The 14,607-nt window shown below is 32.4% G+C and carries 11 protein-coding genes; 6 read left to right on the top strand and 5 right to left on the bottom strand.

Annotation, left to right across the window (positions count from 1 at the left end):
• Positions 1-33: 33 nt before the first annotated feature.
• The gene (locus KA883_RS04060; RefSeq protein WP_046207860.1) at positions 34-225 is read right to left on the bottom strand and encodes a DUF5325 family protein; all 192 of its coding nucleotides are present in this window, start codon (positions 223-225) and stop codon (positions 34-36) included.
• A 100-nt stretch (positions 226-325) separates the two neighbouring features.
• On the opposite strand from KA883_RS04060, the gene typA reads away from it, so the two are divergent.
• On the top strand, positions 326-2,173 hold the full coding sequence (gene typA / locus KA883_RS04055) for a translational GTPase TypA (RefSeq protein ID WP_046207859.1): 1,848 nt from the start codon (positions 326-328) through the stop codon (positions 2,171-2,173).
• 613 nt (positions 2,174-2,786) lie between these two features.
• Here the strand turns inward: typA and KA883_RS04050 are convergent.
• Positions 2,787-2,960, bottom strand: coding sequence for a DUF2197 domain-containing protein (locus KA883_RS04050; protein ID WP_073342466.1), 174 nt, complete (start codon positions 2,958-2,960; stop codon positions 2,787-2,789).
• The gene (locus KA883_RS04045; RefSeq protein ID WP_046207858.1) at positions 2,961-3,443 is read right to left on the bottom strand and encodes a hypothetical protein; all 483 of its coding nucleotides are present in this window, start codon (positions 3,441-3,443) and stop codon (positions 2,961-2,963) included.
• A gap of 344 nt (positions 3,444-3,787) precedes the next feature.
• Between KA883_RS04045 and KA883_RS04040 the strand changes: the two genes are divergently transcribed.
• The 3 genes from KA883_RS04040 to KA883_RS04030 all read left to right on the top strand — a co-directional run bounded on the left by KA883_RS04040 (position 3,788) and on the right by KA883_RS04030 (position 9,480).
• A complete protein-coding gene (locus KA883_RS04040) occupies positions 3,788-4,063 on the top strand; it encodes an Fpa/YlaN family protein (protein ID WP_019469266.1) in 276 nt (91 codons plus the stop codon).
• A 357-nt stretch (positions 4,064-4,420) separates the two neighbouring features.
• Positions 4,421-5,656, top strand: coding sequence for a cell division peptidoglycan polymerase FtsW (ftsW, locus tag KA883_RS04035; protein WP_046207857.1), 1,236 nt, complete (start codon positions 4,421-4,423; stop codon positions 5,654-5,656).
• A 368-nt stretch (positions 5,657-6,024) separates the two neighbouring features.
• Positions 6,025-9,480 (top strand): pyruvate carboxylase, encoded by a 3,456-nt coding sequence (locus KA883_RS04030; protein WP_046207856.1) that lies wholly within the window; start codon positions 6,025-6,027, stop codon positions 9,478-9,480.
• Positions 9,481-9,542: 62 nt separating this feature from the next.
• On the opposite strand, the gene KA883_RS04025 is transcribed toward KA883_RS04030, so the two are convergent.
• The gene (locus tag KA883_RS04025; protein ID WP_046207855.1) at positions 9,543-10,451 is read right to left on the bottom strand and encodes a COX15/CtaA family protein; all 909 of its coding nucleotides are present in this window, start codon (positions 10,449-10,451) and stop codon (positions 9,543-9,545) included.
• A gap of 279 nt (positions 10,452-10,730) precedes the next feature.
• Between KA883_RS04025 and cyoE the strand changes: the two genes are divergently transcribed.
• Positions 10,731-11,642 (top strand): heme o synthase, encoded by a 912-nt coding sequence (gene cyoE / locus KA883_RS04020; RefSeq protein WP_046207854.1) that lies wholly within the window; start codon positions 10,731-10,733, stop codon positions 11,640-11,642.
• A gap of 24 nt (positions 11,643-11,666) precedes the next feature.
• Positions 11,667-12,143, top strand: a complete 477-nt coding sequence (locus KA883_RS04015) for a DUF420 domain-containing protein (RefSeq protein WP_046207853.1) — start codon at positions 11,667-11,669, stop codon at positions 12,141-12,143.
• A 164-nt stretch (positions 12,144-12,307) separates the two neighbouring features.
• On the opposite strand, the gene KA883_RS04010 is transcribed toward KA883_RS04015, so the two are convergent.
• Positions 12,308-14,563 (bottom strand): ATP-binding cassette domain-containing protein, encoded by a 2,256-nt coding sequence (locus tag KA883_RS04010; protein ID WP_046207852.1) that lies wholly within the window; start codon positions 14,561-14,563, stop codon positions 12,308-12,310.
• Between the last annotated feature and the right edge of the window lie 44 nt (positions 14,564-14,607).

Here is a 14,607-nt window from a genome sequence, read left to right as displayed (position 1 = left end):
TTTAATGATTTTCTGTCCACATTTATTTTATAATTATAACCAATTATTCTCACGATATTTCTTTTTTAAAGTGAAACCGCACCCAAATGTTGCAATGAATAGTATAAATGTTAAAATCATCATTGGAACATTTGTAGCAGCGATACTAAAGCTAAACAAAAGCAAAAATATAACAGCTATGATAGCGAGTACCCAGAATATTGATTTAGATTTTTTTTGTTGCATCCCAACCACACCTTTATAGTTTTCTTTAACCAATTATATGATATAATAAAAAAGTTGCAAAGAAAAGTGGGAATTTACTCGAGAAAGGAAATTATATAAAATGACTAAAATAAGAGAAGATGTTCGTAATATCGCAATCATCGCTCACGTTGACCATGGTAAAACAACATTAGTAGATGAATTATTAAAACAATCAGGAATTTTCCGTGAAAATGAGCATGTTGATGAGAGAGCAATGGATTCTAACGACATAGAAAGAGAACGAGGCATAACAATTCTTGCTAAAAATACGGCAATTAATTATAAAGATAACAGAATCAACATTTTAGATACACCTGGACACGCCGATTTCGGTGGCGAAGTTGAACGTATTATGAAAATGGTTGATGGTGTAATCTTAGTTGTAGACGCTTATGAAGGTACAATGCCACAAACACGTTTCGTATTAAAAAAAGCACTTGAACAAAATTTAAAACCTGTAGTAGTAGTAAATAAAATTGATAAACCTGAAGCTAGACCTGAAGGTGTAGTAGACGAAGTTTTAGATTTATTTATTGAATTAGAAGCTAATGATGAACAATTGGATTTCCCTGTTGTTTATGCATCAGCTGTTAATGGTACTGCAAGTTTAGATTCTGAAAAACAAGATGAAAACATGCAATCACTTTACGAAACAATTATTGATTATGTGCCAGCGCCAATTGATAATAGAGAAGAACCGTTACAATTCCAAATAGCATTGTTGGATTATAACGATTATGTTGGACGTATTGGTGTAGGACGTGTATTTAGAGGAACGATGCGTGTTGGTGATAGTGTATCTTTATTAAAATTAGATGGCTCTGTAAAGAATTTCAGAGTAACTAAAATTTTCGGTTATTTCGGATTAAAACGTGAAGAAATTGAAGAAGCTTATGCAGGCGATTTAATTGCTGTTTCAGGTATGGAAGACATTAACGTAGGTGAAACTGTAACACCTAATGATCATCAAGAGCCTTTACCGGTTCTTAGAATAGATGAACCTACATTGGAAATGACATTTAGAGTTAATAACTCACCGTTTGCTGGACGTGAAGGTGACTTCGTAACGTCTCGTCAAATTCAAGAGCGTTTAGATGAACAATTAGAAACAGATGTATCATTAAAAGTAACTCAAACAGAATCTCCAGATAAATGGATAGTTGCAGGACGTGGTGAACTACATTTATCTATTTTAATTGAAAATATGAGACGTGAAGGTTATGAATTACAAGTTTCAAAACCACAAGTTATCTTAAGAGAAATTGATGGCGTTAAATGTGAACCATTCGAACGTGTACAATGTGAAGTACCACAAGAATATACAGGTGCTGTCATAGAATCATTAGGTCAACGTAAAGGTGAAATGCTAGATATGGTGACTACTGATAATGGTTTAACTCGTCTGATATTTATGGTTCCAGCACGTGGTTTAATCGGTTATACTACTGAGTTTATGTCACAGACACGTGGCTACGGTATTATTAACCATACTTTTGAAGAATTCAAACCTCGTGTTAAAGGCCGTATAGGCGGTAGAAGAAATGGTGCGCTTGTGTCTATGGACAAAGGTCAAGCAAGTTCATATGCGATTATGGGATTAGAAGATCGTGGTACGAACTTTATGGAACCAGGTACTGAAGTATATGAAGGTATGATTGTCGGTGAACACAATCGTGAAAATGACTTAACAGTAAATATTACGAAAGAAAAACACCAAACTAACGTACGTTCAGCTACAAAAGATCAAACAGTTACAATGAAACGCCCAAGAAAATTAACTTTAGAAGAAGCATTACAATTTATCAATGATGATGAATTAGTAGAGGTAACGCCTGAAACGATTCGCATTAGAAAAACAATTTTAGAAAAAGCAGCGCGTGAAAAAGAAGCAAAACGAATCAAACAATTAATGCAAGAAGAAGAGTAATTAGTAAATCATCATAGTATTGGAGCAATAAATACTTTTGATTAACATGGCAATGTCAATTTCTATTGGAATAATATAGAGATTGATGTTGCTTTTTTTATGATATTCACTTGTTAAGTAGTAAAAATAATCTGTATTTGGTAATATAATTAGTTCGATTTTTAATTAATTAGGCGTTTTAGTAAAGCAGAGGTGTTATATTAACTTATAACTTTTATACACATGACATCAAATTAAATCATTTAATTGTATTTATTCATGATAGATAAATATTTTGATTTTGTAGCGAATATCTTTGATAAGTAATCGTGAAATCTAGAATAGTAGTTACTGATAAAACTTCAAAGTATATCATGAGTTGCTTGAGTATACAGGATCAGTGTTGTTTCACATCAAGAAAGTTAATTGATAAGCAATGGTGATATAAAACAAACCCTATAAAAGTTTCAAAGTGATAAAAACTTCCACAGGGCGTATTTTAAGATTAAGGTTCCAGTTGACTTATAAAATATTAACTGTCGATGACGATGATCAAAGCTATTAACGATTGCTAATATGATGAAGCTATATTTTGCTTTTTGATTTAAAACATGTGTAAGTCTGTACAAATAGATTATCGATGGTCGAAAGTTGTTGCTTGATTACGTTGTTTTGGTGTATCCAGACGACTTTTACATTCGTCGCACATAAAAGTGTGCATTGGATCATTTCTTAATCTTTTAGCTTCTAATGTATTTTGATCAATGAATACTTCGGTATCACAGATAATACATTGCACTTTTATCATTTAAATCACCTCGATGTGAGTAACATACTTGAACTCATATGAATAACCTTGTTCTGGAATATAGACAAAACTATCTACGAAGTTATCTTCATAAAGTCTTTTACCATCACGAGCGAATTGGAAGAAAAGATATGGTAGTAAATCTATTGGCACTTCTATTGAGTCATTATCATTAAATAAACGTATTGCTTTCGCATGATCATAAGGCTCAGCATTTTTGAAAAATGGTGACATATTAATTACAAATGAATTTTCTAAAACTGCTCTTTTTCTATATTTAATTTCTGAATTAAGTGTTGGAGGATTTGTTTGTCCTTCTAAAATTGCACGATTCCATTCCCGATTGTCATCGAAATTGATTGGTTTAGTGCCGTCAAAAACACCACTCTCTAAATCTTCTAATTTAACTTTTCTATCATCAAATATCCAAGTTGTACTATCTAAAGTAATTGGAAATTTAACTTCACCCTTAATTTGAATCATAATCCCACTCCTAATGTATTATAAAAATTTTAAATAAAACGAATCGACAAAAAGTTCAGCCGTTACAATAATTGACATTTTTGTGAATTTAGACGTAATTAAATAGTTTATATCATAAGAGATGCTTCATATAAATAAAAATGTCTAATTGCTTGAACGCTCATAGCACAATGATTTGTGTAGTTCGTTTCATTAATTATATATGTAACTAAACTAAATATATCACTATTTCTAATATTATCATAAATAACTAGCCTTAGTATATTACTGAATTCGCTTGCTTTTTCTGTATCAGTAAGATAAACTTTTACATATAAAGTTACAATTGATAGGGGGAGTATGTCATGGTAAAGGGCCAAAAATTAAACAGTGCGGCATATGACCAATTAAATAAAGATGCAGACAGGATTCTTCAATTGATCAAAGTTCAAATGGATAATCTTACATTACCTCAATGCCCATTGTATGAAGAAGTTCTTGATACGCAAATGTTTGGTTTACAAAAAGAAGTTGATTTTGCTGTTGAACTAGGCTTGGTAGACAGAGAAGCGGGCAAAGATTTAATGCTTCGTTTAGAAAAAGAATTGTCTAAATTGCATGAGGCATTTACAAACGTTTAATTGGATTCAGTAATTTTAAAAGTATAAATTTATTTTTACTAAATAAAATGATATAAAGTGAAATTAAGTAGTTAAAAAACTACATAAGATATTTGAAGTGGCTAAGATGTCAATATTATATTGATTGTATCGTAGCCACTTTTTTTGTTTGATAACAAAGGATGTATTAGTATATTAATGATTGAACAACAAATTATATTTGTTCGAAAAATGAATACAATTTTTGATATACTGTTAAAGGTACAATTAATTTAAAAAACAATTTCGGTTTTTAGAATAACGTAACGTTTCTGAAACTTTTATTAAAAATGATTAATATGTAAAGAATATATAAAATAGAATTGGATGATATGTCGAATGAATAACATAAAGAGTTTTTTTCAATATATTAGTAAGAATGCTAAATATATTGATTATCCGTTAGTAATTACATATTTGTTGTTATGTCTCATTGGCTTAGTCATGGTATATAGTGCAAGTATGGTTGCAGCCACTAAAGGTTCTTTAACAGGCGGTGTACCTGTGACAGGAACATATTTTTACACTAGGCAATTAATGTATGTAATTATGAGTATCATTCTTGTTTTTATTATGGCTTTTGTGATGAATGTGAAGTTTTTGGAAACAATTAAGTTTCAAAAATGGATGATGCTTGGGATTATCTTATTATTAATGGCAACGCTTTTAGTAGGAAGTAATATTAATGGTTCGAAAAGTTGGATTAATTTAGGCTTTATGAATTTACAAGCTTCAGAACTGTTGAAAATTGCTTTGATATTATATATTCCATATATGATTGAAAAGAAAAGGCCAAAAGTTTTTAAAAATCCTAAATTAATGACTTCACCAATCATTTTATCTGCTATTTGTATTGGCCTTGTGTTTTTACAGCGCGATGTAGGGCAAACATTATTAATTTTAATAATTTTTTTCTCAATCTTATTTTATGCAGGTATTGGCGTTCAAAAATCGCTAAAATATGGTTTAATTGTTCTTACAGGTGTTGTACTTATTGGTGGCTTATTTTTACTCATAGGGCTCGTGCCAGATTATTTAACGGCTAGATTCAGTACCCTTACAGATCCATTTAGTAATGAAGGTGGCACAGGTTACCACATTTCTAATTCATTAATTGCAATTGGTAATGGAGGATTGTTAGGCCGTGGTTTAGGAAATAGTATTATGAAATTAGGTTATTTGCCGGAACCACATACTGACTTTATTTTCTCTATTATTTGTGAGGAACTTGGACTTGTTGGAGGGCTAATTGTCATTTGCCTATTATTCTTTATTGTATATCGTGCATTTGAACTTGCGAGTAAAACAAGCTCATACTTTTATAAATTAGTTTGTGTAGGTGTTGCGAGTTATATAGGTAGTCAAACATTTGTCAATTTAGGTGGTATTTCAGGCACGATACCTTTAACTGGTGTCCCGTTACCATTTATTAGCTTTGGTGGGTCATCAATGATTAGCTTAAGTATTGCAATGGGACTATTGTTAATTACAGCTAAACAAATTAAAGTAGATGAATCGAAAAGAAGACAGCAACGTAAACATACTAAAAATTTTAGCGTGCCAAAAAATAATTAATACGTGCAAAATAAGCAAACGATTCAACATGCAAATGTTGGAAACGTTTGCTTATTTTTTTATCTGTACAAGCTACTTTTGAAAAAGTTAATAAGTGTAACTCTTTCGATAAGTTTAAGTTATTAATAATGATAACTTTATATTATGTTGTTTTTGTGATATAATCTCTCTTAAATACGATAGGTATCCATTTTTTCAGTGTTAATTACAATAAAATAGTTAGTCTTATCTTTAAAATAAAAGTAATGGTTTTATTGTAATTTTAAATAATGTGAAAACTATTTTACTGTATACATAGTTCGTATTTTGCTATAATCAATTTTATATTCAACTTTTTAGAAAATTCAAAATTTAAGGGGGACCATGATTTGAAACAAATTAATAAACTTATGGTAGCCAATCGTGGAGAGATAGCAATAAGGATTTTTAGGGCTGCAACAGAATTGAATATTAAAACAGTTGCGATTTATTCAAACGAAGATAAAGGGTCTTTACATAGATATAAAGCTGATGAGTCATATTTAGTTGGGAAAGATTTAGGACCAGCAGAATCATATTTGGATATAGAGCGCATTTTAGATGTTGCGAAACGTGCAGGAGTGGACGCAATTCATCCTGGTTATGGATTTTTAAGTGAAAATGAAACTTTTGCTAAACGCTGTCAAGAAGAGGGGATAAAGTTTATCGGCCCACGTGTCGAACATCTAGACATGTTTGGGGATAAAGTTAAGGCAAGAACGACAGCTATAAATGCTGATTTAAGAGTTATTCCAGGTACAGATGGACCAATTGATAATCAATCCGATGCAATTGCTTTTGCAAATGAAGCCGGCTACCCATTGATGATTAAAGCTACAAGCGGTGGCGGCGGTAAGGGTATGCGTATTGTGCGTTCAGAAGATGAATTGGAAGAAGCATTTCACAGAGCAAAATCTGAAGCAGAGAAATCTTTTGGTAATAGTGAGGTTTATATTGAAAAATATATAGATAATCCAAAACACATTGAAGTACAAGTCATTGGTGATGAACATGGAAACATCGTTCATTTATATGAACGTGATTGTTCTGTCCAAAGACGACATCAGAAAGTTGTTGAAGTTGCGCCATCTGTTGCACTTACTGATGATTTAAGAGAGCGTATATGTGATGCTGCGATTCAATTAATGGAAAATATTGAATATGTAAATGCTGGTACAGTTGAATTTTTAGTATCTGGAGACGATTTCTATTTCATAGAAGTTAACCCTCGTGTACAAGTTGAGCATACAATTTCTGAGATGGTAACAGGTGTAGATATTGTTAAAACTCAAATTCTTGTAGCAGATGGTGAAAAACTATTTGATGATGAAATAGGCATGCCACAACAAAAAGATATTCAAACATTAGGCTATGCGATTCAATGTCGTATTACAACGGAAGATCCAACAAATGACTTTATGCCAGATACTGGTAGAATTATTGCTTATCGCTCAAGTGGTGGCTTTGGTGTCAGACTTGACGCTGGTGATGGTTTCCAAGGTGCCGAGATTTCACCATATTATGATTCATTACTTGTAAAATTATCTACACATGGTATGACGTTTAAACAAGCAAATGAAAAAATGGACCGTTCATTACAAGAAATGCGCATTCGTGGCGTGAAAACTAATGTGCCATTTTTAATTAATGTAATGAGAAATACTCAATTCAAGACCGGAGATTACACGACTAAGTTTATCGAAAGTACACCTGAGTTATTTGATATTGAACCTACGTTAGATAGAGGAACAAAGACATTAGAATATATAGGTAATGTATCTATCAATGGTTTTCCTAACGTAGAAAAAAGGCCGAAACCGATTTATGAAACGTCGCCAATTCCTCAGGTTCCAAAAAAGGTTGTCGAAAAATTTGAAGGTACAAAGCAGTTATTAGATCATAAAGGGCCACAAGCAGTTGCGGAATGGTTAAAACAACAAGAAGATGTATTAATTACAGATACAACGTTCAGAGACGCACATCAGTCATTGTTGGCCACACGCGTACGAACTAAAGATATGATGAATATTGCTTCTAAAACAGCAGAAGTAATGAAAGATAGTTTTTCATTAGAAATGTGGGGCGGCGCAACATTTGATGTTGCTTACAACTTCTTAAAAGAAAATCCGTGGGAAAGACTTGAAAGATTAAGAAAAGCTATTCCAAACGTTTTATTCCAAATGCTTTTACGTGCATCTAACGCTGTTGGCTATAAAAACTATCCAGATAATGTCATTAAAAAATTTGTGAAAGAAAGTGCTGATGCAGGTATAGATGTCTTCCGCATATTTGATTCATTAAATTGGATAGATCAAATGAAAGTGGCAAATGAAGCCGTTCAAGAAGCAGGTAAGATTTCAGAGGGCGCTATTTGCTATACAGGTGATTTCTTAAATAGTAATCGTTCTGATATTTACACATTAGATTACTATATAAATATGGCGAAAACACTTGAATCAGAAGGATTCCACATTTTAGCAATTAAAGATATGGCCGGTTTATTAAAACCAAAAGCTGCGTATGAATTAATCGGTGAATTAAAAGCAGCGGTCAATTTACCAATTCATTTACACACACATGATACAAGCGGAAATGGGCTATTAACTTATAAAGAAGCTATAGATGCAGGTGTAGATGTCATTGACACAGCAGTTGCATCTATGAGTGGTTTAACCAGTCAACCTAGTGGTAATTCGTTGTATTATGCACTGAATGGTTTCGGTAGAAGCATGCGTGCAGATATTGATGGTATGGAAGAATTATCACATTATTGGGGTACTGTACGTCAATACTATAGCGATTTCGAAAGTGATATTAAGTCACCTAACACAGAAATTTATCAACATGAAATGCCAGGTGGACAATATTCGAATTTACGTCAACAAGCGAAAAGTTTAGGCTTAGGCAATAGATTTAATGAAGTGAAAGATATGTATAAACGTGTTAATTTCTTATTCGGTGATATTGTTAAAGTAACACCTTCATCAAAAGTTGTTGGTGATATGGCTTTATACATGGTTCAAAATGATTTGGATGAACAAACGATTATAAAAGATGGATATAAATTAGATTTCCCTGAATCTGTCGTATCATTCTTTAAAGGAGAAATTGGTCAGCCGGTAAATGGATTCAATAAAGACCTTCAAAAAGTGATATTGAAAGGTCAAACACCATTAACTGAACGCCCAGGAGAATACTTAGAGCCAGTCGATTTTGAAACAGTGAGACAAGAATTAGAGGAAAAACAACAAAAAGAAGTCACTGAGCAAGATGTAATCAGTTATGTGTTATATCCTAAAGTCTATGAACAATTTATTTCGACACAAGAACAATATGGCAATGTATCACTTCTAGATACGCCAACATTTTTCTTTGGCATGAGAGCAAATGAAACTGTAGAAATTGAGATTGATACAGGTAAACGATTAATTATTACACTTAAAACGATTACAGAACCTGATGAAAAAGGCGTACGTACGATATTTTATGATATGAATGGTCAGGCTAGACGTATCTTTATACAAGATGAAAATGTGAAAGCCAATGCCAGCGTTAAACCCAAAGCGGATAAACTGAATCCAAATCATATTGGTGCACAAATGCCAGGATCAGTTACAGAAGTAAAAATTACAGAAGGTGAATCTGTGACGAGTGGGCAAGCATTATTGATTACTGAAGCTATGAAGATGGAAACAACTATTCAAGCACCATTTGATGGTGTCGTAAGAAAAGTGACAGTACAAAATGGTGATGCGATTGAAACAGGAGATTTATTAATAGAAATTGAAAAAGAGCAAGAAGATTAAACTAAAAAATGCTGGGATACGGTTAACGTATCCCAGCATTTTTGTAAGTTAATTAAAGTAGATTATCCGCCACTTCTTATCGTTCTTAGCATCAATACAATAAAGTAAGCAATTAAACCAAACAATATTGTTATGAATAGTGCGTGCAATAAAGCAATTAATAAATTCACTTCAGTAATAATAGATAAAGCACCTGTAATCACTTGTAAAATTATTAAAATAAATGCAGCGGTATAACCAAAACGAATTGTTCGATTTTCTTTGTAATTATTAATTGCGTGTATAAACGTAATTAAAATCCAAATAAAAGCGATTAAAGCCATACCTCTGTGAGTGAAGTTCACCCAATCTTGTACGTTATGAGGTATTAAATCATTAAATGGAAGCGGCCATTGACCATAAGCTAAACTTGCTTCTTTATGTCTAACTAAAGCTCCAGTATAAATCGTTAAATATACAATGACTGCCATAATCCATGTGTAGATTCTAAGTGGTTTACGAATAAATAATTCATCAGCTTCGTATTTACGGTCTACTTCAAAGATAATTAACGCTAAAACAAATACTGAAGAAAATGAAATTAATGAAATACCAAAATGTAACGCTAAAACATAATCGTTTTGTTGCCACATGACTGCTGCTGCACCAACAAGTGCTTGTAATAATAAGAAACCAATACTAATCATGCATAACGGTTTAACTTCTTTGATATAACCAATATGTTTCCAAGCAACTATCACTAGCCATAAAACAAGAATTAAAGATAGACCTGATACTGCACGATGACTTAATTCAATAATTGTTTGTATAGGCAAATTTTGAGGTAAAAAAGCACCATGACATAACGGCCAGTCAGAGCCACAACCATCAGCTGAACCAGTTTTAGTAACTAGGGCACCTCCTAGCTGTACAAATGCCATTATTATCGCTGCCAATACAGATAACCATTTCAGGTTTTTTTTGTTAAACAAGAATTAACCCCCCACAAATAAATAAAACAGAATATGAGTAATGGTTCAGCTCAAATGATAAAAACCATTATACTGTAAACCAAAGACTCTTTACATTTACTTCTTTATTTTTAAATAAAACTTAATTATTATTATAACAAGAAATACACTTCTAATTGTGTCACAAAAATGACTATTTGTGAATGTCGATAAAGTGTCACAAATAACTTTGTATAAATGTAGTCAATGACCTTAAATTGATATATCATTGTATTATATGGAAAATTTAGGAGGGAAATTATGAACAAAGAACAAACTTTGTCGCATAATTCTAGTCGTGTAACGTTTAAAGAGTTACAACAAATTATTAAGATGGGACTAGTACAGGGCAATTTAATTCCAGCGTTTGCCGGTTCATGGCTTGCAATTGTGTTGGCAAATCATTCCTTCCTCTCGTCAATACCACAGATTTTAATGATGTTGGTAGGTTCGACATTAATTATGGGGGGCGCATGCGCTTTAAATAATTACTATGATCAAGATATTGACAGTATCATGCCAAGTAAACAGCAAAGACCTTCAGTTAATGGGAAAATTTCAAATAGAAATTTATTATTACTTAGTTTTGGAATGATGCTCGTAGGGGAAGCATTATTATTTGCTTTAAATATACCATCCGGTGTAATTGGATTGTTAGGTATCGTTGGCTATGTGTCATTTTATTCAATTTGGTCTAAACGTCATACAGTTTGGAATACAGTAATTGGGAGTTTTCCTGGTGCTGTACCACCGTTAATAGGTTGGACAGCTATCGAGAGTAATATTAGTATAATTGCTGTAGCGCTATTCTTAGTAATATTTTGTTGGCAACCAGTACATTTTTATGCATTGGCAATAAAACGTAAAGATGAATATAGCTTGGCAAATATTCCGATGTTACCTTCTGTTAAAGGTTTCAAACGCACGAGAGTGAGTATGTTTATATGGCTAATATTGTTATTACCATTGCCATTATTATTGAGTGATCTTGGTACAACGTTTATGGTATTAGCTACGTTATTAAACTTAGGCTGGTTATATTTAGGTTTAACTAGTTTTAAAAAAGATTCAGATCAAACAAAATGGGCAACAAAAATGTTTATTTATTCTTTAAACTATTTAGTAGTTTTCTTCGTACTCGTTGTTGTTGTTTCATTAATTAAAATGTTCTAATAAATATTAATAAGGATGGAATTTATGAATTTACCAATCTTACCTACAATTAGCACAACATGTATAGTGATAAGCGCAATCCTTATTGCAATCGGATGGCGTAAAATATGGAAAAGAGAAATCGAAAGTCATAAAAAATTTATGTTGCTTGCTGCCGTATTTGCGCTAACGTTTTTTATTATTTATGCTTCGAGAACGATATTTATTGGTAATACTGCTTTTGGCGGTCCAGAATCAATTAAGATTTATTATACAATATTCTTAATTTTTCATATCAATTTAGCTACCATTGGTGGGTTATTGGGACTTTTCCAAATTATCACTGCGTTCAAAGACAAGTTTAAACTTCACAGATTTGTAGGACCAATTGCATCAATTGTTTGGTTTTGTACTGCTATCACAGGCGTGATGGTTTATGTACTACTCTATGTATTATATCCAGGCGGAGAAACGACATCATTATTGAAAGCAACTTTCGGTTTTATAAATATACTTAGCTAAGGATGCGAGAGACTAATCTAGCTAAAATATTGATTATATCTAAAAATAACCTGCGACACTTTTGTGTCGCAGGTTATTTTTATTTAAAGGTTACAGATACATTTGGATTTATTTTATATTAATAAAAATGTGAAAATATGAATTAAGTGTAGAAGCATCTTAACCTAAGATAAATATCTATTTAAGTGTTTTGCTGTAACAGAAGCAGTGTTTGTTAATAGACCATCCGGTTTCCCTTGATATAGTAATTTGCCACCTTTATTTCCAGCATATGGACCAATATCTATAATCCAATCCGCATGCGTCATCATTGTTAAATTATGTTCAATGATTATCACAGTGTTCCCTTGCTCAATTAAATTATCAAAACTAGCTAAAATAATTGGTATATCATCTTCATGTAAACCAGTGGTAGGCTCATCAAATACAAAGATATGGCCGCTTACAGTGTGTGTTAAATACTTGCTGAGTTTAACACGTTGTATTTCACCACCAGAAAGTGTATCAAGTGTTTGACCTAAACTCATATAATTTAAGCCAGTTGCCTTCAATGATTGTAAAGGTTCTGCAATAGACCTATTTGTATGGAAGAAATCTAACGCTTCATCCACCGTTAAGTTTAATATATCTGCTATTGAATAGCCTGCAATCGTTGCACTTAATACTTCAGGTTTATATCTTTTACCTCCACATACATTACAAATTTGAGTGAAGTCTGGCATAAACGCAAGCTCAGTTTTTAACACGCCTTTGCCATGACACTCAGGACAAGCGCCTTCAGAGTTGTAACTGAATAATGATTTCTTTAAGCCTGTATGATTACTGAAATAGTTACGAACGTCTTCAAATATATCAAGATATGTTAATAAATGAGAACGACTTGAAGCGTGCACCGGTTTTTGATCAATAATAATAGCATCAGTATTATTTTTTAAGCCCCCGTGTATAAGTGTGCTCTTGCCAGAGCCAGCTACACCGGTTACCACAGTCATTGCATGTTTAGGAATACGCGCTGAAATATCCTTTAAATTGTTTTGCGTCATATGGTTTAAGTTAATAAACGCATGAGTTGGTCTTACTTTTGATTTTAATTTGTGTTTTTTCTTTAGTGCTTGTCCAGTACTAGAATTTGATGATAACAGACTAGAATAACTACCAGTGAAAATAATTTCACCGCCATTTTTTCCGGCATAAGGTCCTAAATCTATGATGTGATCAGCGATTTTGATAACGTCAGGGTCATGCTCTACAACTAGAACTGTGTTACCTTTGTTTTTAAGCGATTGAATAATTTCATTTATTTTTTGAATATCCTCAGGATGTAGCCCGACACTCGGTTCATCAATGATATAAACTAGGTCACTTAAAGGACTATTTAGATGTCTGATAAGTTTAATACGTTGAGACTCTCCACCTGACAGGGTCTTCGTTTCACGATCCAAAGTAAGATAGTTAAGACCGATATAACTAAGAGATTCTAATTGCTTTAGCAAAGGGTTAATTATAAATTGTGCTTTACTAGATTCTAGTTTTTTTATGAAATGCATCGCATCATCAATAGATAAGTGTGTGAAATCAGCAATATCTAAGCCGTTAATTTTAGATTTTAATACATTTTGATTTAATCTCTTGCCATCACATGTCGGACATTTTTGTGACGTCACAACTCTTTCAATATCATTTTTGAATTTATTTTTTTCGAAATTATCATTTAATAAAAATGAACGTCTGAATCGATGAATCAGCCCTTCGAATTTTGCAGTTTTTGGCCAGTTTTCAGGAGGATTTTTCAATTTGGTAGGTTTCGTGTATAACAAAGTATCCAATTCTTCTTTAGTATAATGCTTTAATTTCTTGTCATTATCAAATAAACCTGAATATAAATAACGTTTACCACGCCAACTATCCGGTCTGAAAGAAGGGAAACGGATTGCATCTTCATTTAAAGATTTTTCAAAATCTAATAACTCTTCTAAGTTAATATCTTCTATGTATCCAAGGCCAGAGCATGTTTCGCACATACCTTTTGGGTTATTAAAAGAAAAGATATCAGAATATCCTACAAAAGGTGTACCGATACGTGACCATAATAAACGGACTGAAGCATATATATCAGAAATTGTACCTACAGTTGAACGTGAATTTCCCCCTAATCTTTTTTGATTGATAATCATAGCTACGGGTAAGTGTTCTATTAAGTCTACGTTTGGTTTACTATATTGTTTTAATTGGTTTTGTATATATGTAGAATATGTTTCGTTAAGTAAACGTTCAGATTCGGCAGCAATTGTATTGAAGACTAATGATGACTTACCTGAACCAGAACGACCAGTGAATACAGAAATTTTATGTTTTGGTATATCTACGGAAATATCTTTCAAATTATTTTGTTTCGCACCGTGAATACGAATGATTGACATTTTTGTCACCCCTTTATTTATTTTATACCCAAAATTTTATTGTC

The organism is Staphylococcus sp. GDY8P54P (assembly GCF_017892645.1).
GTDB classification, from domain to species: Bacteria; Bacillota; Bacilli; order Staphylococcales; family Staphylococcaceae; genus Staphylococcus; species Staphylococcus ureilyticus.
This window is presented reverse-complemented; position numbering and strand designations above follow the sequence as displayed.

Excerpts from the sequence above, each read along its gene's own strand:
- KA883_RS04060 (WP_046207860.1), bottom strand. The coding sequence starts at position 225 with ATGCAACAAAAAAAATCTAAATCAATATTCTGGGTACTCGCTATCATA.
- KA883_RS04010 (WP_046207852.1), bottom strand. The coding sequence starts at position 14,563 with ATGTCAATCATTCGTATTCACGGTGCGAAACAAAATAATTTGAAAGAT.
- KA883_RS04015 (WP_046207853.1), top strand. The coding sequence starts at position 11,667 with ATGAATTTACCAATCTTACCTACAATTAGCACAACATGTATAGTGATA.
- KA883_RS04050 (WP_073342466.1), bottom strand. The coding sequence starts at position 2,960 with ATGATAAAAGTGCAATGTATTATCTGTGATACCGAAGTATTCATTGAT.
- KA883_RS04040 (WP_019469266.1), top strand. The coding sequence starts at position 3,788 with ATGGTAAAGGGCCAAAAATTAAACAGTGCGGCATATGACCAATTAAAT.
- ftsW (WP_046207857.1), top strand. The coding sequence starts at position 4,421 with ATGAATAACATAAAGAGTTTTTTTCAATATATTAGTAAGAATGCTAAA.
- cyoE (WP_046207854.1), top strand. The coding sequence starts at position 10,731 with ATGAACAAAGAACAAACTTTGTCGCATAATTCTAGTCGTGTAACGTTT.
- typA (WP_046207859.1), top strand. The coding sequence starts at position 326 with ATGACTAAAATAAGAGAAGATGTTCGTAATATCGCAATCATCGCTCAC.
- KA883_RS04045 (WP_046207858.1), bottom strand. The coding sequence starts at position 3,443 with ATGATTCAAATTAAGGGTGAAGTTAAATTTCCAATTACTTTAGATAGT.